Raw genomic sequence first — 22,659 nt, forward strand, 5'->3', positions numbered from 1 at the left:
AATGTGCGGTATCGTCGGCCTTCTGGCCAAGCAGACCGTGAATCAGGCGATCTACGACGCCCTGACAGTGCTGCAGCATCGTGGTCAGGATGCCGCTGGCATGATGACCTGGAACGAGGGCCGCTTTCTGCTGCGCAAGAGCAATGGGCTGGTGCGCGACGTGTTCCACACCCGCCACATGGCACGCCTGAAGGGCAAGCTGGGAATCGGCCATGTGCGCTATCCGACCGCAGGTTCCTCGAGCGAGGCGGAGTCGCAGCCGTTCTACGTCAACTCGCCCTACGGCATCGCGCTGGCCCACAACGGCAACCTGACCAACTCGGAGCAGATCAAGCAGGAGCTGTTCACCTCCGACCTGCGTCACATCAATACCAGCTCAGATTCGGAAGTGCTGCTCAACGTCTTTGCCCATGAGCTGGGCAAGCAGGGGCTGCATCTCGCGCCTGGTGACATCTTCGATGCGGTGCGCCGCGTGCATCGTCGCTGCCGTGGCGGCTATGCCGCGGTGGCGATCATCAACGGCGTCGGCCTGGTGGCCTTCCGTGACCCCCACGGCATTCGCCCGGTGGTGTTCGGCACCCGCGACGAGGGCAACGGCCAGGAGGTGATGATCGCCTCCGAGTCGGTGGCGCTCGACGTGGGCGGCTTCGAGCTGCATCGCGACCTGGCTCCGGGCGAGGCGATCTTCGTCGATATGAACGGCAACATTCATACCCAGTCGTGCGCCGATGCGCCGCTGTTGGCACCCTGCATCTTCGAGCATGTCTACCTGGCACGCCCGGACTCGATCCTCGACGGTGCCTACGTCTACGGCACCCGCATCCAGATGGGGCGCAAGCTGGGCGATCGCATTCGCAGCGAGTGGCCCGACCACGACATCGACGTGGTGATCCCGATTCCCGATACTTCGCGCACCTCGGCCCTGGAGCTGGCACAGCATCTGGGAGTGACCTATCGCGAAGGCTTCATGAAGAACCGCTACATCGGGCGTACCTTCATCATGCCCGGCCAGACCCAGCGCAAGAAGTCGGTGCGTCAGAAGCTCAACGCCATCGGCGTCGAGTTCAAGGGCAAGAACGTACTGCTGGTGGACGATTCCATCGTGCGGGGCACCACCTGCAAGCAGATCATTCAGATGGCCCGTGAGGCCGGTGCCAACAAGGTCTATTTTGCCTCGGCGGCGCCACCGGTACGCTACCCTAACGTGTATGGCATCGACATGCCGGCGGCCTCCGAGCTGATTGCCCACGGTCGCAGCGAAACCGAGGTGGGCGAGTTGATCGGTGCCGACCGCATCTTCTATCAGGATCTCGACGACCTCAAAGCCGCCTGCCGCGAGGTCAATCCCAATCTCGACCAGTTCGACTGCTCCGTCTTCGATGGTCGATACATCACCGGAGACATCGACGCCAGCTATCTGTCGGCTCTCGAGGCCTCGCGCAACGACGCGGCCAAGCAGCAGCAGAGCGTCGGCGCCCACGCACTGGTGGGCATGCACAACCAGGATGACGACATCGACGACTGAGGCTCACCATGCACGACGAGACGACACCCGATCCGGCCTGGGCTCTGGAAACTCTGGCGATTCGTGCCGGCCACCAGCGTACCCACGAGCAGGAGCATGGCGAGCCGATCTTCCCCACGTCGAGCTTCGTCTATGGCAGCGCCGCGGAAGCGGCGCGCAAGTTTGGCGGTGAGGAGCAGGGCAACGTCTATTCGCGTTTCACCAATCCCTCGGTGCATACCTTCGAGCGACGCCTGGCGGCGCTCGAAGGCGGTGAGCGCTGCGTGGCGACGAGTTCCGGCATGGCCGCGATTCTCTCCACGGTGCTTGCCCTGCTGCAGGCCGGCGACGAGATCGTCGCTTCGCGCTCGCTGTTCGGCTCCACCGTCAGTCTGTTCGACAAATACTTCGGCAAGCTGGGCATCATCACTCGCTACGTCGAACTCTCGGACCTGGCGGCCTGGGAGGCGGCGATCACGCCCAACACCCGTCTGCTGTTTGCCGAGACGCCCTCCAACCCGCTCTCGGAGGTGGTCGACATCGCCGCGTTGGCCGAAATCGCCCACCGTCACGAAGCGCTGCTTGCCATCGACAACTGCTTCCTCACGCCCGCATTGCAGCAGCCGCTGACGCTGGGCGCCGACCTAGTGATCCACTCCGCGACCAAATACCTCGACGGTCAGGGCAGGGCAGTGGGCGGGGCCGTGGTGGGGCGCAACAAGGAGCTCGAGGAGGTCTTCGGCGTGGTGCGTACCTGCGGTCCGTGCCTGAGTCCGTTCAACGCCTGGATCTTCACCAAGGGACTGGAGACGCTAAGCCTGCGCATGCGGGCGCACTGTGGAAATGCCCAGGCGCTGGCCGAGTGGTTGCAGGTACACCCGGCCGTGGCGCGTGTGCATTACAGCGGCCTGCCCGACCATCCGCAGCACGAGCTGGCCGGACGGCAGCAGGCCGGCTACGGGGCGGTGCTGGGCTTCGAGGTGAAGGGGGGGCGTGAGGCGGCCTGGTCGGTCATCGATGCCACGCACATGCTGTCGATCACCGGCAATTTGGGCGACGTCAAGACCACCATCACCCATCCTGCCACCACCACTCACGGGCGGCTCTCTCCGGCGCAGAAGGATGCGGCCGGTATTAGCGAGGGCCTGATTCGTGTGGCGGTAGGTCTCGAGTCGATCGAGGACATTCGCCTCGACCTGGCCCGCGGGCTCGATGCATTGATCTGACCTGGAAGTTGCCTGCCGCCGCGAGGGCGGCAGGCCTGTTCCTGGTGTACAGGCAATTTTTGCGAACGAAGCGTTCGGCTTTTTTCAGCGCAAGCGGATGATGCGCTGCGGTATGCTGCCCTCCATCGAAAACGAAGCTCAAGGGGAGCGACGAGATGTGGCGCAACACCCGTACAGGCTGGGGGCTGGTCAGCATCGCCTTGCACTGGCTCAGTGCCCTGACCATCGTCGGCCTGTTCGTGCTCGGCTGGTGGATGACCGGACTGGGCTACTTCGACCCCTGGTATAATCTCGCGCCTTGGTGGCACCGCTCGCTCGGTATGCTGCTGCTGTTCGCCACGCTGCTGCGTATCCTATGGCGACTGTTTCAGCCGACTCCTCAGGCTCAGGGCAGTCGTTTCGAGCGCATCGCGGCCCACCTCGGTCATATCGCGCTCTACGTTCTGATGCTTACGGTCATGATCAGCGGCTACCTGATCTCCACTGCCCGCGGGCGTGGTATCAGCGTATTCGACTGGTTCGAGGTGCCGGCGTTGATCAGCGGCCTGCCCAACCAGGCGAGCATTGCCGGTGACATTCACTGGTACAGCGCTCTGGCCCTGATGCTGTTGGCGGCAGGCCATACCATGGCCGCCCTGAAGCATCACTTCATCGATCGTCACGATACCGTCTTGCGTATGCTGAACCCGGCACGTACGCGTCGCCGTTGAACGTCTGCGCCTTCGGGCGCCATCACCAAGGAGAGACCCATGTTCAAGAAAGCCGCACTCGCTACTGCCCTTAGCACCGCTGCCCTGGCCACGGCTGGCCAAGCCCTGGCGGCAGAGTACGTCGTGGATACCGAAGGCCAGCATGCCTTCATTCAGTTCAAGATCAACCACCTCGGCTACTCATACATCCTCGGCAACTTCGAGGAGTTCGAAGGTCGTTTTTATTACGACCCCGAGGACCTCGGAGCGTCCAGCGTCGAGATGGAAGTGCAGGTCAACAGCCTCAACAGCAACCACGCCGAGCGTGATCGCCACTTCCTGAGCGACGACTTCCTCAGCGCCGGCGACTACCCGACTGCGACCTTCGTTTCCACCGGCTTCGAGCCCACCGGTGACAACGAAGGCGTGCTGACCGGCGAGCTTACCCTCAAGGGCGAGACGCGCGAAATCGAGATGCCGGTCACTCTGGTCGGTGAAGGTGAGGATCCCTGGGGCAGCTATCGGGCCGGTTTCGAAGGCTCGACCATGCTGACGCTGGCCGATTTCGGCATCGACATGAGCGATTTCCCCGAAGTGATGGAAGAGCTTGAGCTTTACGTCACCTTCGAGGGCGTGCGCCAGTAACGCTGCGACGGCTCTCACCCGATCGCTGAGCCTCCCGGCCATGAGCCGGGGGGCCGGTAATACACCTGAATATCGGCTACCATGCAGGCCCCTGTGATCCCTCGCTGCTGCTGGAGTCTGCCATGGCTGCTCATTTCCCCTCGTTGCGTCGCCTTTGGCATGCTGTCGAACATCTGTTGGGCCTGGGTGGCAAGGCTCGCCCGGGAGACAAGCGCTTTCGCGCGCTATTGGAAGAGCTGCCCAACATCGCCGTTCAGGGCTACGACCGCGACAGGCGAGTGATCTACTGGAATGAAGAGAGCGTGCTGCTCTACGGTTACCGCACCGAAGAGGCCGTAGGGCGAAGGCTCGAAGAGCTCATCATACCCGATGCGATGAAAGCGGATGTGGTTCGCCTGCACTCTGCCTGGTTGTACGAGGGCCGGTCGATACCATCGGGGCGTCTGGTATTGCAAGACAAGCAGGGGCGTCCGGTTCCTGTCTATTCCTATCATGTCATGTTCGATGAGTTCACCGAGAATCCTGTCATGTTCTGTGTCGATGTTCGTATCGATGCCACGGTCGCGGCATCCTCTACCGGGGTATCGTCCCGCCTTGCAGATACGGAGTCGCAGCTGCAGTGACGACTCGTTCATCGCCCAACGGGCCCACGCTGCGCCTTGGTCCGGTGCTATGGCGCCAGACCTGGCCGATGACCATTGGCGTGCTGGCACTGTTGGGCTTCCAACTGGTGGACAGTGCCTTCGTGGCTCGCCTGGGCACGGCGCCCTTGGCCGCCCAGTCGTTCACTTTTCCGCTGACCTTTCTCATCATCGGCGTGCAGGTGGGGCTTGGCATTGCCATCGCCGCCCTGATCTCACGAGCACTGGGTGCCGGAGAGGTCGCACGGGCACGACGCCTGGGAACTCTGGTGGTGTCGGTGGGCAGCGTGACCATAGCGCTGCTGGCCATCGTGCTGTGGTGGGCCCAGGTGCCGATCTTCACCCGCCTTGGGGCCGATGTGACAACGCTGCCGCTGATTCGCGCCTACTGGGCGCCTCAGCTGTTTGCGGCCTGGCTGGGGGCGGTGCTCTATTTCATCTACAGCCTGTTCCGCGCTCACGGCGATACGCGCCTTCCCGGCAAGATGATGGTGGTCACCAGCCTGGCCAACCTGGTGCTCGATCCCTTGCTGATCTTCGGTGTCGGCCCCTGGTCGGGGCTCGGGCTTCCGGGGGCGGCCTGGGCCACTGCCATAGCCTTTGGCTGCGGATTGCTGGTCGTGGCAGGGCGGTTGCGTCACAACGACTGGCTTTCGCGAAGCGGACTCAAGCAAGAGCTGGTGGTTTCGGCGCGTCCCTTCATCGGTATCGCCGGACCCGCCATGATCGGTCAGTTGATGCCGCCATTGGCGGCGATGCTCGCCATCTCGGTGGTGGCCGGTCTGGGAGAAGCTTCGGTGGCGGCCTGGGGATTGGCAAGCCGGCTCGAGACGCTGGCTCTGGTCGTGGTCCTGGCCATGACCATGTCGTTGCCACCTTGGCTGGGTCGTTGCTACGGTGCGGGCGACTGGCCGCAAATTCGGGCGCTGATACGTCTGGCGCTGCGAGTGGTGGTGGTGTGGCAGCTTGGGCTCGGTCTGGTGCTGGCGCTTCTGGCTCCGTGGCTGGCGCAACTGCTGGGCGGGAGTCCGGCGGTGCGCGGGGATCTTACCTTGCTGATTCGCTTTCTGCTGCCAAGCTACGCTGCGCTGGGCGTCTGCATGTTGGTGGTCTCTGCCGGCAACGCCTTGGGTTGGCCATTGAGGGCCATGCTGATGTCGGCGGCAAGACTGTTCGTTTGTTATCTCCCCTGCCTGTGGTTGGGAGCCTGGCTCGGTGGGCTTGCCGGTCTGGCCATGGGAGCCGCGCTGGGGAACGTGTTGGCAGGGCTGATGGCGTGGCAGCTGATGCGACGCTTACTGGTGCGAAGGGGGTGGGATGGCCGGCCCGAGTCGAAACTTTTGGCTCGTGAGCGAACCTGAGGCGCTATATGCTGTCAGGGTAAGGACGTAGTGGCTCGACCGGCACGAGCCATGAAAGCAACTCTGATGGAATGGAGTAACCAATGAAGCTCACCAAATTTGTGGCAACTCTCGCGCTCACCCTGGGCATCGCTGGCGCTGCGGCAGCACAGCAGATGCAGGCTCCGCCCCAGGGCGACCAGGTGGATCAGCTCGACCAGTTGCTCGATCTGGACGAGAATCAGCAGCAGGAAATCCGTGGCTTGCTCGACGAGGCGGAGCGCCAGCTGGCACCCAAGGAGCAGGAGGCTCAGGCGCTGCAGGCGCGTCTCGGTGAGTACGTTGGCCCCGATTTCGATGAGAATGCCATCCGCCAGGATGCTGCGCGGCTTGGCGACCTGACCGGTGAGATTACTGCCGAGACGGTACTGCTGCAGTCCCGTATCGAGGCGGTGTTCACCGATGAGCAGCGTCAGCGTCTGGATGAGGCGATTGCCCAGCAACAGCAGCAGATGCAGGACCTGCAGGATCAGATGCAGCAGCAGGGTGGCGAACAGCCCGCCCAGCCCATCCAGTAACTGTCTGACCTGGCAGGCTCGTCGATGACGAGTTGAGACAGCGGCTTCGCTCATGAAGGCGCTTCTTGCTGCGCAAAAAGCCCTGTCACTCGACAGGGCTTTTTGGTTGCAGGGCCAGTGGGGCGTCGTCAATCGGCGGAAGAGGGTTGGCGGTTGGATGCGGAATTGGCTGAGTATGGGGTGGCCAGCTTCTCCTGCTGCCAGGCGAAGTAGAGGAACAGCGCGCCCATTACCAGGTAGCCCAACGTGAAGTCCCAGGCGGCGTTGAAGGCCAGCTTGGGCGCATGCATCAGGCCGACGAAGGAGAAGGCGGCCGCGACTCCAGCGAAAGCGGCGGCGCGGCGGAACTGGTGATCGATGACCGAAACGGTCATGGCGCCGATGAGGATGGCCATGAACATGGCCCCCTGGCCCAGCGGCACGATACCTGACGATATGCCTGCGACCGTCTCGCCGGCGGCATTGTTGAAGCGGGTCATCACGTAGTTGGCGAAGTAGGGCAGCATGGCCAGCGCCACGGCAGGATAGTAGCGCGTATCGTTGCTCTGAAAAGCAGTAGCGATCATCGACATGCCGACGAAGACCAGGATAGGGGCAACCACCGAGACCGGGATGATGGCCGCCAAGGCGGCGATCAGGCCGAACATGGTGGCCAAGGCGTAGACCGCGCCATTGAGAATGCTGTAGCCGCGTCCTGCCCCCATCCATTTGGCGCCAACCGTGGCGATGTAGACGGTGGTCGGGAAGACGCCGCCGAACAGCGCGCCGATCATGGTGCCGGCTCCATCCACGGCCTGGCATTCGCGCACGTCATACTTGTCGCCCGCGGCTTCCATCGCCTCGACGTTGTTCATGGTCTCGATGGCGTTGTACAGCGTGATCGGCAGTACCACCGTGAGCACTGCCAACATTCCGGTGAACAGCAGCCCCAGCCCCTCGAACCAGGCCATGTTGGGCAGCAACGGGTAGAACCCGAGATGGGTGAAGGCGTCGCTGAATCGCTCGCCGCCGGCGTCGCCGATCAGGTAGGCCATGGCGGTACCGAGGACGATGGCGAACAGCGAGGTAGGCAGGCGGAACGGCATGGCGACTCGGGCTACCAGGCCGACGATGATGATCGCCAGCACCAGCAGGCCGATCACCGGCATTTCCAACGTCTTGAACAGCATCTCGCCGGCGATGAAGGTCAGCGCCACCCCGGCCACGGCGCCGAGCATGGCCGCGCGGGGCAGGTGGTACTGGACCCAACGGCCGATGAGACTCACGGCGGCCTCGATGGCACCACTGATGAAACAGGCGGCCACGGCAACCTTCCAGGCCAGCGCGGCATCGCCGGTGAGCTGTTTGGCAGGCAGCAACACGCCGAACAGGAAGACGAACATCACCGGGGTGGAAATACCGTAGGAGAGCGCGGTGACGTCGCTGCGATTTTCCTTGCGTGCCAGGCGGGCCGCGCTCCAGGCATAGTAGAAGTTACCCACCATCACGGCGACGGCGGCTCCCGGGAGCACCTGGCCGAAGACGATGGAGGCGGGGAAGCCCATACCCAGCATGGTGATCGCAATGATGACGAAGTTCGCGATATTGTTTTGAAAAAGGGCGAAGAAGGCGTCGGTATCCTCCTTCTTGTACCAGGGATAGTGCACAGGGGAAGCCGCCATGGTGAGCCTCTTATGAGTTGGGTTTGTATACAAGGCGTGTTCAGTCTGGCCTGAGTCTGACTGATCGGTCAAGACTGCCTTTGTCGTATACTGCTGTAACGGTTCTGAGTGTCCATGTTCATAGGCGTCTGGAGAGGAGAAATACCGATGAGCTCAGAGGAGAGCTGTGTCGTTCGCCACTTCCGTTATTACCACCCGGTGTCAGACGAGGACGTCATGCTGCTGGCCCGGCTGGAAGATAGCGCTACGCCGTTACGGGCCGGTACTGTCTTGTGGGAAGAGCGAGACGAGGCTCATGAGTTCTGCACGCTAAAGCATGGCTGGGCATTCTCCTACCGCGAATTGGAAAACGGGACTCGGCAGATCCTGGAGATCTACCTGCCGGGCGACATCATCGGTCTGCGGGAGTTCGCCTTCTCCCAGCGCCTGGCCGGCGTTCAGATGGTCGAGGATGGTGAGGTTTGCTTCTTTCCCCATCGCCATATCGTCGATATCTTTCGCCAGTCGTTCACTCTGACCTCGATCCTGTTCGCCATCGCCAGCCACCAGCAGGTGATGATCACCGAGCGCCTGGTCAATCTGGCCCGCCGCAATGCCCGTCAGAAGCTGGCTCACTTCCTTCTGGAGATGATTCAGCGCCTCAGGCAGACCCAGGCCGACGGCAGCGAGAGTTTTCGTCTGCCGCTGTCTCAAGAGATCCTGGCGGATCTGCTGGGACTCAGCCCGGTGCACGTCAGCCGCACTTTCACCGCGCTGAACGACGATGGGTTGGTGTTCCGCGACCGTTATCAGGTGCAAATACCCGATCTGGAGGCGCTGAAGCAAGAGGCGGGGTTCGATGACCGCTATCTGATCGAGAACATGCGTCCGCTGTTCGATGCCAAGAAGGCTGACGGGAACCGTGGCCCTGACGCCTGAACGCAATGCCCCGGCCTGAGCCGGGGCATCGATATCGGCGAGTGCAGCCTAGTTGACGGCCGCGATGGCCTTGGCCAGGTAGGGCAGGTTCTCGTGGGAGAAGCCGGCCACGTTGGCGCGACCCGAGCGCACCATGTAGATACCGAACTCGTCGCGCAGGCGGTCGACCTGCTCGGGCTTGAGCCCGGTATAGGAGAACATGCCGCGCTGCTCGGCCACGCAGGCGTATTTCTGGTCGAGTCCGTAGGGCTTGAGTGACTCGACGAAGTCGCGCCGCAGGGTATTGATGCGGTCGCGCATTTCGGTGAGTTCCTCGCGCCATAGGGCGGCCAGTTCGGCGGAGTGCAGGATCTCACTGACGATGGCGCCGCCGTGGGCCGGCGGGTTGGAGTAGTTCTCGCGCGCCACGATAGCCACCTGTGAGCGTACGTTCTCCATCTGCTCGCTGTTCTTCGCCACCATGATCAGGCAGCCGGTACGCTCGCAGTAGATGCCGAAGTTCTTCGAGCAAGAGCTGGTGATGATGACCTCGTCGAGGTTTTCGGCCATCAGGCGCACGCCGTAGGCATCCTCGTCGAGGCCTTCACCGAAGCCCTGATAAGCGAAGTCGATCAGCGGCAGCAGGTTGCGTTCGCGTACCACTTCGAGAATCTGCTGCCACTGCCCGCGGTCCAGGTCGAAGCCGGTGGGATTGTGGCAGCAGGCGTGCAGCACGATGACGTCGCCGGCGGGAATTTGCTTGACGGCTGCCAGCATGCCCGCGAAATCGAGGCGGTTTTCAGCGTCGACGTAGGGGTACTTGTGCAGCTCGATGCCCGCCGCCTTGAAGATGCCGTGGTGGTTCGGCCAGGTGGGATCGCTCACCCAGATGCTCTTGCCGGGAAGCTGGGTGCTGATAAAGTCGGCGGCCAGTCTCAGGGCGCCGGTGCCGCCCGGAGACTGAGTGGCACTGGCGCGCTTGGCGGCAAGCACCGGTGAGTCCTGGCCAAGTACCATGGGCAGAACCACTTCGCCATACTGGGGCGCGCCGTGGGAGCCGATGTAGGTCTTGGTGGTTTCGTTCTTGAGCAGCAGGGCCTCGGCTTCCTTGACGGCGCGCATCACCGGGGTGTTGCCTTGGGCGTCCTTGTAGACACCGACGCCGAGATCGACCTTCTGAGGATTGGTGTCCTTCTTGAAGGCCTCGATCAGGCCGAGGATGGCGTCCCCGGGAACCCGCTCAATATGTTCGAACATTTATTTCGCTACCTCGTCGGTTCTGGCGGCAAGTATGAAGTCGTTGCGATGCAGGCCCTTGATCTTGTGGGTCCACCAGTTCACGGTGACCCTGCCCCATTCGGTCAACAGCGCCGGGTGATGGCCAGCGGCCTCGGCAATCTCGCCCACGCGATTGGTGAACGCCAGCGCCTGACGAAAGTCGGGGAAGGTAAAGACCCGCTCAAGCTGCATGATGCCATTGCGCTCGACAATCTGCCACTCGGGCACCTCGGGTTTGAACAGCCTGATCTCCGCTTCCGACACGGTGGGGGAGTGGTTGCGGCAGGCTTCGCAGGGCTGACGCGAGAGCTGGGTCATGCCGGGTCCTCCTGAGGCGCTTGGCCACGGTTGGTCACTGTATGGCTACGCTGTAGTGAAGGGTGGGATACGAGCCGAGGCCGGTCCATCGATACGGGACTCGTCAGGGAGTCGATGCCAATGTATCAGCATAGCGCCTTGCCGTTGTGGCTCAAGCTACTGTTCACCGGTTGGATCCTGTTCTGGGCGCCGGCCTTTGCCGTGATGCTGGGCGTGCAGAACTACTTCTGGCTGTGCAATGTCGCCAGCTTCCTGATCCTGGTCGGCCTGTGGCTGGAAAGCCGCCTGCTGCTGTCGATGCAGTGGCTCTCGGTGGCGCTGGTAGGGGCCTTCTGGACACTGGATGTCGGCGTGGCCTGGTTGACCGGGGTACATCCGATCGGCGGCACCGAGTATATGCTCGATCCCGAGCATCCCTGGCTGGCCAGGGTGCTGTCGCTCTATCATCTGATTTTGCCGCTGGTCGCGGGCTACGCCGTGCTGAAGCTGGGCTATGATCCGCGCGCCCTGAGATGGCAGACGTTGCTGACCTGGTTGCTGCTGCCGCTCACTTATCTGTTCACCGAGCCCGAGCGCAACATCAACTGGGTGCACGGACCTTTTGGCACCCAACAGCAGTGGGCCGATCCGCTGCTGTACCTGCTACTGCTGGCCTTGGCCTGGCCACTCGTGCTTTATCTGCCGCTGCATGTCGTGATGCGCTGGTGGCAAAAGCGACGTAGCGCCAACTGAATACAAGCCTCAACTGACGACGCGATTGCGCCCTTGACGCTTGGCGGCATAGAGACTGCGGTCGGCCCGCTCGATCAAGGCGTCTCTCGGCTCTCCCAGGCGGTACTCGGCAAGACCGATGCTGGCGGTGAGCTGACCGGACGAGATGCCGAAGTCGTACTCGGCAATCTCGCTACGCAGGCGCTCGGCGAGGGGGCCGCTGGCGACCAGTGGGGTCAGCGGCAGGACCACGGCGAACTCTTCGCCCCCCAGGCGGCCGATGACGTCCTCCTCGCGTAGCAGGTCATGACACAGGGTCGCGAATTCGGCGAGCACCTGATCGCCCTGGAGATGGCCCCAGGTGTCGTTGACCCGCTTGAAGTGATCCAGGTCGATGAGCATCAACGACAGCGGGCTACCGTGCCGGTTGCTCCTGGCGATCTCCTCGTCCAGGCGCGACATCAGACGCCGACGATTGGCCAGTCCGGTCAGGTCGTCGGTATCCGAGAGCTTGCGCAGCCTTGCCTCTTCGGCCATCTGTTCGGTGATATCGATCATCAGGCCATGCCAGAGCACGCCGGTTGCCGAGTCTTCGGGCTGGGCGCGCAGCGCGACCCAACGATAGCGGCGCCCTGAGAGGCGGATGCGAAACTTGGTGGCAATGGGAATGCGCCAACGCGCCGAGCGCTCGATGGCGGCCATGACACGAGGATGGTCCTCCGCATCCAGGCGGTCGAGCATGTGACGCGCATCCTGGCTCAGAGCGTGACGGTCGATGCCAGGCAGGCTGGTGCCGCTTCCGGCCAGGTAGGGGAAGTGCATGTGACCGGTTGGGTCACGATGAAACTGAAAGATGACGCCAGGCAGGCGTTCAGCGAAATCGTGCATGCCGATCGGCTCATTCAGCCCCCCACCCGTCATGGCATTGTCGTGAGGCATGCGGGTGTCCCTTGGTTTCCTGCTGCATACATTGCAAACAAGCTGTTGTTATATAACGGCTCGGCGTAGTGCCTCAGGTAGGATGGCAGCGCGACGAGCGCCTGCATCGGGGTAGAGCCGTTTGGCGAAGGCCCTAATATACGATGTAACAGTGGGTAAATCACCTGTCTAAGGTTGTAAGAAATTGCCCATACGTTTTGTAAGCCATCCTTGACCGTATGCCGTTCTCTCAGCGCGGCGCGTCGTATCTCTCGCTGCGCCCGCGGGAAAACACCACTTGCCAGAGCTGGATGTCGCGCGCGCGAAAGGCGCCGGCACATACCGACAGGTAGTAGCGGAACATGCGTTCGATGCGCTTGGAGTAACGGTCGGCTATCTCGTGCCAACGGGCATCGAAGTTGTTGCGCCAGGCCATCAGCGTCTTGTCATAGTCAGGGCCGAAGTTGTGCCAGTCTTCGAGCAACAGCAGGCCTTCGCTGGCGTCGGCGATGTGTCGTGCCGAGGGCAGCACGCCGTTGGGGAAGATATAACGGTCGATCCAGGGGTCGACGGTGATCTCGGAGCTGTTCGAGCCGATGGTATGCAGCAGGAAGAGGCCCGTGTCGGCCAGTAACTTCTCCACGGTGTGGAAATAGGTAGCATAGTTGCGGTGGCCGACATGCTCGAACATGCCGATGGAGACGATGCGGTCGAAGCATCCTTCGAGTTCGCGGTAATCCATGAGGCGAATCTCGACGGGCAATCCGGTGCAGCGCTGCCGGGCCAGCTCCGCCTGCTCGCGGGATATGGTGATCCCGGTGACGGAAACATCATGGTGGCGGGCCGCATACTCGGCGAAACTGCCCCAGCCGCAGCCGATGTCCAGCACGTGCATGCCGGGACGCAGCTCCAGCTTGCGGCAGGCCAGTTCGAGCTTGGCGAGCTGTGCCTCGTGAAGCGTGGTGGCCTCTTTCCAGTAACCACAGGAGTAGCACATGGTCGGGTCGAGCATGCGCTCGAAGAGATCGTTGCCGAGATCGTAATGGGCTTCGCCGACCATGTAAGCGCGAGCCTTGCTCTGCAGATTGAGCAGCCCCGCCTGCAGCCGGTACATGATGCGATCGGTGGTTGGACGGGCGCGTTCGCCGAGGCCGTGTCGGAGCAGGCGGCAGGCCAGTTCGTCGAGGCTTTCGCACTCCCACCAGCCGTCCATGTAGGACTCTCCCAGCCCCAGGGAGCCCTGGCGCAAAATGCGCGAGCAAAAGTCGGGATGATAGATCTGAGGATCCCACGGGGCATCGCCGTTCAGGGTCACTCCCGACCCCGCCAGCAGGGTAGTGAGCATTCGCCGGGTACGGTTGTCAGGCAGGGAGATGGGACCAATGCGTTGTTCGATTGTCATGGATTCCTCCGGTCCATCGATTTAGGGCTTGGTCGTTGTCGTCACCTGAATCGCCACATGGCAGGATTTGCCGTGCAATCGCAAGGGCCTGCATTAGGCAAGAGCATAGTTCAGAAGATAGCCCACGCGGCGAAGAAGGGTTAACGCTTCCAGGCTGGTATAATCGCCGCTCAACTCGTCGTCGGAGTGCTGTAACGTGTCCTGTGATTCACCGCTGATCATCGCCCTCGATCACTCTTCCCTCGATGCCGCCCTGTGTCTGGCCGACCGGCTCGACCCTGCGCGCTGTCGCCTCAAGGTGGGCAAGGAGCTGTTCACCCGCAGCGGCCCGGAGATCATCGAGGCGCTCCACGGGCGTGGTTTTCAGCTTTTTCTCGATCTGAAGTTCCACGACATTCCCAACACCGTTGCCGGGGCCGTGCAGGCCGCTGCCGAGCAGGGCGTGTGGATGGTCAACGTGCATGCCAGCGGTGGGCGGCGCATGATGGAGGCGGCGCGTGAGCGGCTCGACCGCCACGGCCTCGGGACGCATCTGATCGCGGTGACGGTGCTGACCAGCATGACGGGTGAGGATCTCGCCGAGGTTGGCGTTGCCGCGCCGGCGGCGGAACACGTCGAGCGTCTGGCCCTGCTGACCCGCGAGTGCGGCCTGGATGGCGTGGTCTGCTCGGCTCAGGAATCGACCAGGCTGCGGCAGCTGTGTGGCACCGATTTTCTCAAGGTGACGCCAGGCATCAGGCCACGCAGTGCCGAGCATGGCGATCAGCGCCGCGTGATGACTCCGGCCGAGGCCATGGCGGCGGGAAGCACGCACCTGGTGATCGGTCGGCCGATCACTCAGGCGCAGGACCCCATGGCGGCGCTGCAGGCCATCGAGCAGGAACTGGCGGCAGGCTGAGGCCCGGGCGCTCACTCCCCCTCGATGCCGGTGATGGGGCGAGTGGTGCCCCAACTGCGACAGCTGGGGCACTGCCAATGCAGCGGCTGGCCGGCGAAGCCGCAGCGTTGGCAGCGATGGCGTGGACGAACCGCCAGCAGGGCATGGGTGTGCTGTTTGAGCAGCTGCAGCCTGTTGTCGGGCGCACCACGCTCCTGCTGCTGGTGCTGATAGAGATCCAGCAGGTAATCGAGCGCGCCCAGGCTGGGGGCACGGTTGAGCTGTTCGCTGACCAGATCGATGGCCACCTGCATGCCGAGTCTTCTGCGCTGGGTTTCGGCCAGCAGAATGATCAGGCTGGTGACGTGGGCGCGCTCCAGCAGCTCCTCGAGGCAAGATACCAGACCGGACTCGTCGTCGAGCATGCGATAGGCATGGTGCAGTGGTTCGAGCACGATCGGCATCATGTCCAGATCCTGATCGGGAATGCGCATGAGTATGCGAATGGCCTCGCGATAGTGGCCGGTATCCTGAGCAAGGGCTGACAACAGCAGGTTGGCGCGTACGCAGCGTGGGTCGATGGAGAGCGCGCGACGCAGATGCTTGCGAGCCAGGCCCGGACTTGCCGAGTGGCGCTCCTGATCGGCCATTTCGCACAGCCAGTGGGCTGCGGCACGGCGCACGTCGTCGTGCTGGCGGATCAGGTTGGGGTAGGCGACGTCGAAGGCGGCCTGCCACTCGCCTTCACGATCGAAAAGATCTGCCAGCAGGCGCTTGGCGGCATGTCGAATGTCGTCATGGCTGGTATCGCGGATCAGCTGCTGAAGCAGGCGCTCGCTGCGGTCGAACAGCCCCAGGTGCAGGAAGTCGCGCGAAAGTTCGAGCTGTACCTGGTCGCTTTGCAGTGCGGTCAGGGTGGGGCGGGCCAGCAGGTTTTGGTGAATCTTGACGGCACGGTCGGCCTCGCCCCGGGTGCGAAAGAGGTTGCCCAGGGTGATATGGGTGTCGACGGTTTCGCTGTTGACCTCGAGAGCGCTGACGAAGGTCTCGATGGCGCGGTCGGGCTGCTCGTTGAGCAGGTAGTTCAAGCCGACGAAGTAATCCCGCGACAGCGTGTTCGGCGGCGCGGGATCGCGGTTACCCTGGCGCTCACGTCGGCCTAGCCACCAGCCGATGGCAACGGCAGCCACCAGCAGGGCAAGCAGCAGGGCATCGGGCATTTAGGGCAGTTCCTTGAGCTCCTGAACGCGAAGCCGGTCGAGTTCCTTGCGCTGCTGACGGTTCAGCCGCTGGGCGCGGGAGAGTGCAGTGCGCAGCCGCAGCCAGACTCCCGTCATCGCCAGCATTCCCAGCACGACGCCGCTGACCAGGGCGGCCAGGAGCCAGACGGAGAGCGATACTGCCGGTAGCTCCAGCCAGATCAGGTTCAGCGGTACCGTCTGCTGGTTGTTGACGGCAAAGAGGATGCCGACAAGCAGGACCGCCAGCAGAATGATGGCCACGATCAGGCCTTTGAGCCAACGCATGTGTCTATCCCTTGTAAGTTCGAAAGATTAATAGCCGAGGGCGCGGCTGGCATTGACCTGCTCGCGAAGCTCCTTGCCAGGCTTGAAGTGTGGCACGAACTTGCCCTCCAGCGCGACCGGCTCGCCGGTCTTGGGGTTACGACCTACCCGCGGCTCTCGATAATGCAAGGAAAAACTGCCGAACCCCCTGATTTCGACACGTCCGCCTTCGGCCAGGGTGTCGGTGATGTCATCGAGGATCAGGCGAACCGCAGATTCGACTTCCTTGATCGAAAGCTCGGGCTGTCGCATGGCGATCTGCTCGATCAATTCGGATTTGGTCATCGGGTCATCTCTCCAGGCGATTCCCGGTCCGGTGGGACTGGGCGGCATTCTTATTCTAACCCTCAGCATACTGCTCAAATCGTGATAAAACAACGCACTACGACCATGGTCAAGGAAATCGCACATTCTGAGGGTAGGCGCTGCCGTATTTTCGAGGGTCCGGTATACTGGTTGCCCACTCTTTCAGACCATCGAGGCCGACGTTGAGCGAAGCGAACACCCCCGATGCCGCAGCCTTGCGCAAGCGGCTCTACTGGCATTCACGGCGCGGAATGTGGGAGCTCGACCTGCTGCTGATTCCCTTCCTCGAGCACTGCTACGACCAGTTGGGCAGCGACGACCAGGCTGCCTACCGAGCCTTGATCGAAGGGGAAGATCAGGATCTGTTCGCCTGGCTGATGAGGCGTGAGCCGCCCGCCCCGGAGTTTCAGCGCATCGTGACGCTGATACAGCAACATGCCGAGAACGCCGACAACGATCCGCATCGCCCCGTCTAGACTGGGGTGGTGCTGCCAGTTCCTGCTGGCCGTGCTGGTCACCGGGGGTGTGCTCCACTTCGGGCCGAGCTGGCTGGCGGTGCCGGCCGTGGGGTGGCTATTGCCACTGGCTTGGTGGCTCTGGCGCGGGCAAGTGCGTGGCGTCTTGCACATGCATCCGGAAGCGGCCGGCAACTGGCGTTGGACATGGCAGCCCGAGTCGGTCGCCGAGGCGGTGCCGGTCAGGTTGACTTGCGATTATCTCGGCCCTTGGCTGATTGCCCTGGAACTCAATGGACGCAAGGCATGGCTGTGGCCCGACAGTGCGCCCGGCGATGCGTTGCGTCAGCTGCGCCGCGCCCTGGCCCGATGACACGCGTCGGGCGCCGGCAGGATGGCGCCCGTCAGAGGGACAAGTCGTGCAGATGCAGCCGCGACGGTTGTGGTGTCAGGCCGGTCTTGGCGTGGTCCGGGCAATCCGGGTTGTAGTGCAGCCCGCGGGATTCGCGACGCATGCGCGCCGCCTTGACGGTCAAGCGGGCCAGCCTGAGCGCATGCCACAGACTTGCCAGCGCCGTGCTGGGAGCGGCATTGGCGATGGCGTTTCGCACTTCGTGCATCAGTGAGTCCAGTTCGCCGGCGGCGGCATCGAGCCCTTCGTCGCGGCGCACTATTGCCACATGCTGGCTCATGACGCTGCGCATGCGAATACGCCATTGCTGAACACGTTCCGCGTCGATCGGTTCACTTCCCGAGGGCGCAGGCGTTGGAGACGCCAGGGCAGGTGCCTCGGCGTGTGCCAGCCTTGCAGCGCAGCTGCGGGCAAAGACCAGACATTCCAGCAGCGAATTGCTGGCCATGCGGTTGGCGCCGTGCAGACCCGTGCAGGCCACTTCCCCGATGGCATACAGATGCGGCACGCTGGAGTATCCGTCCAGGTCGGTGGCAATGCCGCCGCAGCTGTAGTGGGCGGCGGGCACCACGGGAATCGGCTGGCGGGTGATGTCCAGGCCACGACTCAGGCAGTGGGCGTGAATGGTGGGGAAGTGATGGCGGATGGCCGCTTCGCCCAGGTGTGTCACGTCCAGCCAGACATGGGGTGAGCCGGTGCGTTGCATCTCGGCATCGATGGCGCGGGCGACGATGTCGCGCGGTGCCAGTTCGGCGCGGGCGTCGAGTTCCGGCATGAAGCGGCGTCCGTCGGTGCTGTAGAGTCGCCCGCCTTCGCCGCGCACCGCCTCACTGATCAGAAAAGGCGGGCCCTCCGGATCGTAGAGGCAGGTGGGATGGAACTGCTGGAACTCGAGGTTCATCAGCTCGGCGCCCAGTTCGGCCGCCATCATCATGCCTTCGCCGCTGGCAGGGTGCGGGCTGGTGGCATGGCGATAGATGCCGCTGGCGCCGCCGGTGGCCAGTACGGTGTCGTTGGCCACCAGTTCCTGCAGCCGGCCTTGCTCGTCCAGGCAGCGTGCGCCGCGGCAGCGGCTCTCGGTGTCCGACAGCAGATCGATGGCCACCAGGTCGTCGCGGATCGTGATGGCGGCATGCGCCTCGGCATGGCGCTTCAGGGTATCCAGCACGGCACGTCCGGTGGCGTCCTCGGCGTGGATGATACGTCGCGTGCCGTGTCCGCCTTCGCGGGTCAGGTGGTAAGGGTAGCTGGCCGTGGGGCTGTCGTCGCGGGTGAAGGGAACGCCTAGCGACAGCAGCCATTCGATGGCTCCCGGGCCTTGCTCGACGGTGAAGCGCACGGCCCGCTCGTCACACAGGCCGTCGCCGGCTACCAGCGTATCCGCTACGTGGGCATCGAAGTCGTCCTGGGGGGAGAGCACTGCGGCAATGCCGCCCTGAGCCCAGCGGCTGGCGCCCTGGTCATCGCTGGCGGGACGCACCAGCGTGACGCGACGCGTCTCGGCGGCATGCAGGGCGAGGGTCAGGCCGGCGACACCGCCGCCGATGACCAGGATGTCATGTTCGCTACGAGCCAGTATGCTTGGGGCCATGCGGGTTCTCGCTGAAGCCTGTTGCATCAGCCAGCTTGGCTCAAAGGTGCCTGAGGTTACAGGGATGAGAGCGGGATAGCGAAGAGCCTGGTGCCCGGAGCCGGGCTCGAACCGGCACGGTGTTGCCACCGAGAGATTTTAAGTCTCTTGCGTCTACCAATTTCGCCATCCGGGCGGCACGGTTTTCGAGCAGGCAGCTGAAAGGGGACAAGAAATGGAGGCTGGAGTCGGAATCGAACCGGCGTACACGGAGTTGCAGTCCGCTGCATAACCACTCTGCCATCCAGCCTCTGGGAGTCGTATTGGCGCGGCAAGGAGATCGATCGGACCGGCGTGCCGGCTCACGACTCTCTCGATACCGCCTCTCCTGGAGCTTGGCTCGCAAGAGATTGGAGCGGGAAAGGAGATTCGAACTCCCGACCCTCGCCTTGGCAAGGCGATGCTCTACCACTGAGCTATTCCCGCTCGACTCGAGAGCGAATTATACGGATAAGCCGCTTAGTGTCAATCACTTGTTGGCGTTCGGTGGTGTCAGGCTACATGGCACGGGATAGATGAGGCCAGGCGGCGCGCAGGTACATCACCATCGACCAGAGCGTCATGATGGCGGCCGCATGCAGGGTCAAGACACCCAGCAACGAGAGCTGGGTGCCGGGGGCAAAGGCCAGCAGCAGCAGCAGGGCGACCATCTGCAATGTGGTCTTGACCTTGCCCAGCCAGGAGACGGCCACTTTGCCGCGCTTGCCCATTTCGGCCATCCATTCGCGCAGTGCCGAAATCACGATCTCACGGCCGATGATGACCAGCGCCGGCAAGGTCAGCCAGATACTGTCGAAGCGCTCGATCAGCAGCGCCAGGGCCACGGCCACCATCAGCTTGTCCGCTACCGGATCGAGAAAGGCGCCGAACGGGGTGGACTGATCCCAGCGGCGGGCCAGGTAGCCGTCTAGCCAGTCGGTCACGGAAGCCAGGGCGAACAGGGCGGCCGCCACCGGCATGCTCCAGGAGTAGGGGAGGTAGAAGAACACCACCAGCAGCGGGATGAAGGCGATTCTTGCCAGCGTCAGGATGTTGGGGATGTTCATTGACGAGAGGTCCTTGCCTAAGGTCAGGAAAGCCGAAGAGGCCCCATTCTATCTGTACCGGGCGTCATCATCCATGCAAGGAGCGATGAATCGCTTCGGCCAGTGCGGCGCTGATGCCGGGAACCCGGGCCAACTCCTCGCGGCTGGCCTGCTTGACCCCCTGCAGCCCGCCGAAGAAGCGCAGCAGTTCGCGTCGGCGTTTGGGGCCGATACCGGCAATGCCTTCCAGGGCGGAGCTGCGGCGGGCCTTGTCACGGCGGTTGCGGTGTCCGGTGATGGCAAAGCGGTGGGCTTCGTCGCGCACGTGTTGAATCAGGTGCAGCGCAGGTGAGGATGCCGGTAGGTCGAGTGTGCGATCGATGGTTTCGATGAACAGTGTCTCGAGGCCGGCCTTGCGGGTGGTGCCTTTGGCCACGCCGAGCAGCAGGATGTTGCCGACTCCCAGCTCGGCAAGGACCTCGCGGGCCAGGTTGAGCTGCCCCTTGCCGCCGTCCAGCAGCAGGATGTCCGGGGCGATGCCTTCGCCTTCGGCAAGACGCCGAAAGCGCCTGCCGAGCGCCTGACGCATGGCGGCGTAGTCGTCGCCCGCGGTTTCTCCCTCGATGTTGAAGCGACGGTAATCGGACTTGCGTGGTCCGTTGCGGTCGAATACCACGCAGGAGGCCACGGTGGCCTCGCCGTGGCTGTGGCTGATGTCGAAGCATTCGAGCCGCTCCGGCGGGGCGGGGAGTCCCAGCGCGGTCTGCAGTGAATGGAAACGTCGCTCGAGTTCGCCCTGGCTGGCCAGGCGGCTGCCGAGTTGCTGTTCGGCATTGGTTCTGGCCAGCTCCAGCCACTGGCTGCGGTGGCCGCGCACCCTGTGGGTGACCCGTACGCGCCGCTCGGCGCGACTGCTCAGCGCACTTTCCAGGATATCGCTGTCGGGCAGCGGTAGGCTGCCGATCACCTCGCGCGGTATCTCGCGTCCCTGGCCCAGGTAGTACTGACTGACGAATTCGCCCAGCAGCTCAGCGGGATCGAGCCCCAGGCCATTGTCCGGCGCGTGATGGCGAGCGCCCAGTAGCCGCCCCTGACGAACCGCCAATACGGAGATGCACAGCGCTCCTTCGCGTTCGGCCAGGGCGAAGATGTCGGCGTCGCCGCCTTCGGTGTCGACGAACTGGCGGTGCTGTAGCTGGCGCAGGTGCTGGATCTGGTCGCGCAGGCGGGCCGCGTCTTCGAAGGCCAGATTGCGGCTGGCTGTCTCCATGGCCTCGGTCAGCTCCTGGGTGACCTGCTCGCTGCGCCCTTCGAGGCACATCACCGCGTGCTCCAGGTCGCGACGGTAATCGACTTCACCGATATAGCCCACGCAGGGCGCGCTGCAGCGCTGGATCTGATACTGCAGGCAGGGCCGCGTACGATGGGCAAAGACACTGTCTTCGCAGTTGCGGATGCGAAAGATCTTCTGCATCAGCGACAGGCTTTCGCGCACGGCGCCACTGCTGGGATAGGGGCCGAGGTAACGGCCATCCTCATGGCGCCGACGGGCTCGTTTGTATTCGAGCGCCGGAAACGGATGGCGATCGGTGACGAAGACGAAGGGGTATGACTTGTCGTCGCGCAGCAGGATGTTATATGGCGGACGCAGCTCCTTGATCAGGGTCTGCTCGAGCAGCAGCGCCTCGATTTCGCTGCGCGTGACCGTCACTTGCACATCGGCGATGCGCGACACCATGGCCTGGGTCTTGGCATTGAGCGCGCCGCGGAAGTAACTGGCCAAGCGGGCCTTCAGGCGCTTGGCCTTGCCTACGTAGAGCGTATCGCCATGCTCGTCCAGCATGCGGTAGATGCCCGGCGACTGGGTGAGGTTGGCGAGGAACTGGCGTGAATCGAAGCTCATGCTGCTAGCATACCAGACGCCTGCTCAGTTGGAGGGAGTGGTGTCGAACCCCTCTACCAGGCCGTGCTTCAGTCCCAGGTGCGTCAGCTCCACGTCGGTTTCGACGCCGAGCTTCTCAAAGATCCGGTAGCGATAGGTGTTGACGGTCTTGGGGCTGAGGAACAGCCGATCGGAGATCTCCGAGACCCGCTGGCAGTTGACGATCATCATGGCGACCTGAAGCTCGCGCTGGGAGAGCTTGTCGAACGGATTTTCCTCGGAATCGAAGCGTGACAGCACCAGCCGCTGAGCGATGTCGGGGCTGATGTAGCGGTGGCCGGCAAATACGCTGCGAATGGCCTCGACCATGTCCTCCACCTGGGTATCCTTGCTGATGAATCCCCCGGCACCGGCTTCGAGCATGCGCTGAGCGAAATTGTCCTCCATGAAGCCGGTCAGGGCCAGAATGCGTACGTCTTCATTGTTGCGCATGATCTTGTGTGTGGCCTCGAGCCCACCGATGCCAGGCATGCGCAAGTCCATCAGTATTACGTCCGGCTCGAGTGTGCGGCACAGCGTAACGGCTTCCTCGCCGCTGGCGGCTTCGCCCAGCACCTCTATGTCCTCCTCGTTTTCCAACAGACGAGCGAGACTGGTGCGAACCAGGTGATGGTCATCGACAATGAGCACCTTGATCAA

General features: G+C 63.2%; 24 protein-coding genes and 3 tRNA genes. 12 read left to right on the forward strand and 15 right to left on the reverse strand.

Annotation, left to right across the window (positions count from 1 at the left end):
* Nucleotide 1: 1 nt before the first annotated feature.
* The 7 genes from purF to C4S71_RS03735 all read left to right on the forward strand — a co-directional run bounded on the left by purF (nt 2) and on the right by C4S71_RS03735 (nt 6,623).
* Nucleotides 2–1,525: an amidophosphoribosyltransferase gene (purF, locus tag C4S71_RS03705; RefSeq protein WP_103968249.1), complete on the forward strand. Its 1,524-nt coding sequence runs from the start codon at nt 2–4 to the stop codon at nt 1,523–1,525.
* An 8-nt stretch (nt 1,526–1,533) separates the two neighbouring features.
* Nucleotides 1,534–2,730, forward strand: coding sequence for an O-succinylhomoserine sulfhydrylase (locus C4S71_RS03710; RefSeq protein ID WP_103968250.1), 1,197 nt, complete (start codon nt 1,534–1,536; stop codon nt 2,728–2,730).
* Between the two features lie 155 nt (nt 2,731–2,885).
* Nucleotides 2,886–3,440 (forward strand): cytochrome b, encoded by a 555-nt coding sequence (locus tag C4S71_RS03715; protein ID WP_103968251.1) that lies wholly within the window; start codon nt 2,886–2,888, stop codon nt 3,438–3,440.
* Nucleotides 3,441–3,479: 39 nt separating this feature from the next.
* The gene (locus C4S71_RS03720; RefSeq protein WP_103968252.1) at nt 3,480–4,064 is read left to right on the forward strand and encodes a YceI family protein; all 585 of its coding nucleotides are present in this window, start codon (nt 3,480–3,482) and stop codon (nt 4,062–4,064) included.
* Between the two features lie 122 nt (nt 4,065–4,186).
* On the forward strand, nt 4,187–4,687 hold the full coding sequence (locus C4S71_RS03725) for a PAS domain S-box protein (RefSeq protein WP_103968253.1): 501 nt from the start codon (nt 4,187–4,189) through the stop codon (nt 4,685–4,687).
* Between the two features lie 68 nt (nt 4,688–4,755).
* Nucleotides 4,756–6,066 (forward strand): MATE family efflux transporter, encoded by a 1,311-nt coding sequence (locus tag C4S71_RS03730; protein ID WP_103968254.1) that lies wholly within the window; start codon nt 4,756–4,758, stop codon nt 6,064–6,066.
* A gap of 83 nt (nt 6,067–6,149) precedes the next feature.
* Nucleotides 6,150–6,623 (forward strand): Spy/CpxP family protein refolding chaperone, encoded by a 474-nt coding sequence (locus C4S71_RS03735; RefSeq protein WP_086508792.1) that lies wholly within the window; start codon nt 6,150–6,152, stop codon nt 6,621–6,623.
* 128 nt (nt 6,624–6,751) lie between these two features.
* Here C4S71_RS03735 and C4S71_RS03740 read toward each other — a convergent pair whose 3' ends face one another.
* On the reverse strand, nt 6,752–8,284 hold the full coding sequence (locus tag C4S71_RS03740) for a uracil permease (protein WP_086508793.1): 1,533 nt from the start codon (nt 8,282–8,284) through the stop codon (nt 6,752–6,754).
* 147 nt (nt 8,285–8,431) lie between these two features.
* Between C4S71_RS03740 and C4S71_RS03745 the strand changes: the two genes are divergently transcribed.
* The gene (locus C4S71_RS03745) at nt 8,432–9,202 is read left to right on the forward strand and encodes a Crp/Fnr family transcriptional regulator (RefSeq protein ID WP_200825223.1); all 771 of its coding nucleotides are present in this window, start codon (nt 8,432–8,434) and stop codon (nt 9,200–9,202) included.
* Nucleotides 9,203–9,250: 48 nt separating this feature from the next.
* On the opposite strand, the gene C4S71_RS03750 is transcribed toward C4S71_RS03745, so the two are convergent.
* Nucleotides 9,251–10,438 (reverse strand): amino acid aminotransferase, encoded by a 1,188-nt coding sequence (locus tag C4S71_RS03750; RefSeq protein ID WP_086508794.1) that lies wholly within the window; start codon nt 10,436–10,438, stop codon nt 9,251–9,253.
* On the reverse strand, nt 10,439–10,777 hold the full coding sequence (locus C4S71_RS03755; protein WP_086508795.1) for a 4a-hydroxytetrahydrobiopterin dehydratase: 339 nt from the start codon (nt 10,775–10,777) through the stop codon (nt 10,439–10,441).
* Between the two features lie 120 nt (nt 10,778–10,897).
* Here C4S71_RS03755 and C4S71_RS03760 point away from each other — a divergent pair, with 120 nt between their 5' ends.
* The gene (locus tag C4S71_RS03760) at nt 10,898–11,509 is read left to right on the forward strand and encodes a hypothetical protein (protein WP_086508796.1); all 612 of its coding nucleotides are present in this window, start codon (nt 10,898–10,900) and stop codon (nt 11,507–11,509) included.
* A 9-nt stretch (nt 11,510–11,518) separates the two neighbouring features.
* On the opposite strand, the gene C4S71_RS03765 is transcribed toward C4S71_RS03760, so the two are convergent.
* Both C4S71_RS03765 and cfa read right to left on the reverse strand, forming a co-directional pair.
* On the reverse strand, nt 11,519–12,427 hold the full coding sequence (locus C4S71_RS03765) for a GGDEF domain-containing protein (protein WP_086508797.1): 909 nt from the start codon (nt 12,425–12,427) through the stop codon (nt 11,519–11,521).
* A 229-nt stretch (nt 12,428–12,656) separates the two neighbouring features.
* The gene (cfa, locus tag C4S71_RS03770) at nt 12,657–13,808 is read right to left on the reverse strand and encodes a cyclopropane fatty acyl phospholipid synthase (RefSeq protein WP_103968255.1); all 1,152 of its coding nucleotides are present in this window, start codon (nt 13,806–13,808) and stop codon (nt 12,657–12,659) included.
* A gap of 196 nt (nt 13,809–14,004) precedes the next feature.
* On the opposite strand from cfa, the gene pyrF reads away from it, so the two are divergent.
* Nucleotides 14,005–14,706 (forward strand): orotidine-5'-phosphate decarboxylase, encoded by a 702-nt coding sequence (gene pyrF / locus C4S71_RS03775; protein ID WP_103968256.1) that lies wholly within the window; start codon nt 14,005–14,007, stop codon nt 14,704–14,706.
* A gap of 11 nt (nt 14,707–14,717) precedes the next feature.
* Here the strand turns inward: pyrF and lapB are convergent, their stop codons facing one another.
* From lapB to C4S71_RS03790, 3 genes are read right to left on the reverse strand one after another with little or no spacing between them, the layout of a single operon-like run.
* Nucleotides 14,718–15,905: a lipopolysaccharide assembly protein LapB gene (lapB, locus tag C4S71_RS03780; RefSeq protein ID WP_086508800.1), complete on the reverse strand. Its 1,188-nt coding sequence runs from the start codon at nt 15,903–15,905 to the stop codon at nt 14,718–14,720.
* On the reverse strand, nt 15,906–16,211 hold the full coding sequence (locus tag C4S71_RS03785) for a LapA family protein (protein ID WP_086508801.1): 306 nt from the start codon (nt 16,209–16,211) through the stop codon (nt 15,906–15,908).
* Nucleotides 16,212–16,238: 27 nt separating this feature from the next.
* Complete coding sequence (locus C4S71_RS03790; RefSeq protein ID WP_086508802.1) at nt 16,239–16,535, reverse strand: integration host factor subunit beta; 297 nt, start codon at nt 16,533–16,535, stop codon at nt 16,239–16,241.
* A 203-nt stretch (nt 16,536–16,738) separates the two neighbouring features.
* Between C4S71_RS03790 and C4S71_RS03795 the strand changes: the two genes are divergently transcribed.
* On the forward strand, nt 16,739–17,032 hold the full coding sequence (locus C4S71_RS03795) for an FAD assembly factor SdhE (protein ID WP_086508803.1): 294 nt from the start codon (nt 16,739–16,741) through the stop codon (nt 17,030–17,032).
* Nucleotides 16,992–17,384, forward strand: a complete 393-nt coding sequence (locus C4S71_RS22270) for a hypothetical protein (protein WP_146064580.1) — start codon at nt 16,992–16,994, stop codon at nt 17,382–17,384. Before C4S71_RS03795 ends, C4S71_RS22270 begins: the two co-directional genes overlap by 41 nt.
* A gap of 31 nt (nt 17,385–17,415) precedes the next feature.
* On the opposite strand, the gene nadB is transcribed toward C4S71_RS22270, so the two are convergent.
* From nadB to uvrY, 7 genes are all read right to left on the reverse strand, one after another.
* Nucleotides 17,416–19,014 carry an L-aspartate oxidase gene (nadB, locus tag C4S71_RS03805; protein ID WP_103968258.1) on the reverse strand — a complete coding sequence of 533 codons (1,599 nt, stop codon included), beginning with the start codon at nt 19,012–19,014 and terminating at the stop codon, nt 17,416–17,418.
* Nucleotides 19,015–19,102: 88 nt separating this feature from the next.
* Nucleotides 19,103–19,189 (reverse strand) — tRNA-Leu (locus C4S71_RS03810).
* 40 nt (nt 19,190–19,229) lie between these two features.
* Nucleotides 19,230–19,303 (reverse strand) — tRNA-Cys (locus tag C4S71_RS03815).
* A gap of 101 nt (nt 19,304–19,404) precedes the next feature.
* Nucleotides 19,405–19,479 (reverse strand) — tRNA-Gly (locus C4S71_RS03820).
* A 71-nt stretch (nt 19,480–19,550) separates the two neighbouring features.
* On the reverse strand, nt 19,551–20,099 hold the full coding sequence (gene pgsA, locus C4S71_RS03825; RefSeq protein ID WP_086508806.1) for a CDP-diacylglycerol--glycerol-3-phosphate 3-phosphatidyltransferase: 549 nt from the start codon (nt 20,097–20,099) through the stop codon (nt 19,551–19,553).
* Between the two features lie 67 nt (nt 20,100–20,166).
* Nucleotides 20,167–21,981 carry an excinuclease ABC subunit UvrC gene (gene uvrC / locus C4S71_RS03830; RefSeq protein WP_103968259.1) on the reverse strand — a complete coding sequence of 605 codons (1,815 nt, stop codon included), beginning with the start codon at nt 21,979–21,981 and terminating at the stop codon, nt 20,167–20,169.
* A gap of 24 nt (nt 21,982–22,005) precedes the next feature.
* The gene (gene uvrY, locus C4S71_RS03835; protein WP_086508808.1) at nt 22,006–22,659 is read right to left on the reverse strand and encodes a UvrY/SirA/GacA family response regulator transcription factor; all 654 of its coding nucleotides are present in this window, start codon (nt 22,657–22,659) and stop codon (nt 22,006–22,008) included.

It is taken from the genome of Billgrantia desiderata, assembly GCF_900108215.1.
Lineage (GTDB): Bacteria > Pseudomonadota > Gammaproteobacteria > Pseudomonadales > Halomonadaceae > Halomonas > Halomonas desiderata.

Coding starts and splice junctions, on each gene's coding strand:
- purF (WP_103968249.1), top strand. CDS start 2: ATGTGCGGTATCGTCGGCCTTCTGGCCAAGCAGACCGTGAATCAGGCG.
- C4S71_RS03710 (WP_103968250.1), top strand. CDS start 1,534: ATGCACGACGAGACGACACCCGATCCGGCCTGGGCTCTGGAAACTCTG.
- C4S71_RS03715 (WP_103968251.1), top strand. CDS start 2,886: ATGTGGCGCAACACCCGTACAGGCTGGGGGCTGGTCAGCATCGCCTTG.
- C4S71_RS03720 (WP_103968252.1), top strand. CDS start 3,480: ATGTTCAAGAAAGCCGCACTCGCTACTGCCCTTAGCACCGCTGCCCTG.
- C4S71_RS03725 (WP_103968253.1), top strand. CDS start 4,187: ATGGCTGCTCATTTCCCCTCGTTGCGTCGCCTTTGGCATGCTGTCGAA.
- C4S71_RS03730 (WP_103968254.1), top strand. CDS start 4,756: ATGACCATTGGCGTGCTGGCACTGTTGGGCTTCCAACTGGTGGACAGT.
- C4S71_RS03735 (WP_086508792.1), top strand. CDS start 6,150: ATGAAGCTCACCAAATTTGTGGCAACTCTCGCGCTCACCCTGGGCATC.
- C4S71_RS03740 (WP_086508793.1), bottom strand. CDS start 8,284: ATGGCGGCTTCCCCTGTGCACTATCCCTGGTACAAGAAGGAGGATACC.
- C4S71_RS03745 (WP_200825223.1), top strand. CDS start 8,432: ATGAGCTCAGAGGAGAGCTGTGTCGTTCGCCACTTCCGTTATTACCAC.
- C4S71_RS03750 (WP_086508794.1), bottom strand. CDS start 10,438: ATGTTCGAACATATTGAGCGGGTTCCCGGGGACGCCATCCTCGGCCTG.
- C4S71_RS03755 (WP_086508795.1), bottom strand. CDS start 10,777: ATGACCCAGCTCTCGCGTCAGCCCTGCGAAGCCTGCCGCAACCACTCC.
- C4S71_RS03760 (WP_086508796.1), top strand. CDS start 10,898: ATGTATCAGCATAGCGCCTTGCCGTTGTGGCTCAAGCTACTGTTCACC.
- C4S71_RS03765 (WP_086508797.1), bottom strand. CDS start 12,427: ATGCCTCACGACAATGCCATGACGGGTGGGGGGCTGAATGAGCCGATC.
- cfa (WP_103968255.1), bottom strand. CDS start 13,808: ATGACAATCGAACAACGCATTGGTCCCATCTCCCTGCCTGACAACCGT.
- lapB (WP_086508800.1), bottom strand. CDS start 15,905: ATGCCCGATGCCCTGCTGCTTGCCCTGCTGGTGGCTGCCGTTGCCATC.
- C4S71_RS03785 (WP_086508801.1), bottom strand. CDS start 16,211: ATGCGTTGGCTCAAAGGCCTGATCGTGGCCATCATTCTGCTGGCGGTC.
- C4S71_RS03790 (WP_086508802.1), bottom strand. CDS start 16,535: ATGACCAAATCCGAATTGATCGAGCAGATCGCCATGCGACAGCCCGAG.
- C4S71_RS22270 (WP_146064580.1), top strand. CDS start 16,992: ATGCCGAGAACGCCGACAACGATCCGCATCGCCCCGTCTAGACTGGGG.
- nadB (WP_103968258.1), bottom strand. CDS start 19,014: ATGGCCCCAAGCATACTGGCTCGTAGCGAACATGACATCCTGGTCATC.
- pgsA (WP_086508806.1), bottom strand. CDS start 20,099: ATGAACATCCCCAACATCCTGACGCTGGCAAGAATCGCCTTCATCCCG.
- uvrC (WP_103968259.1), bottom strand. CDS start 21,981: ATGAGCTTCGATTCACGCCAGTTCCTCGCCAACCTCACCCAGTCGCCG.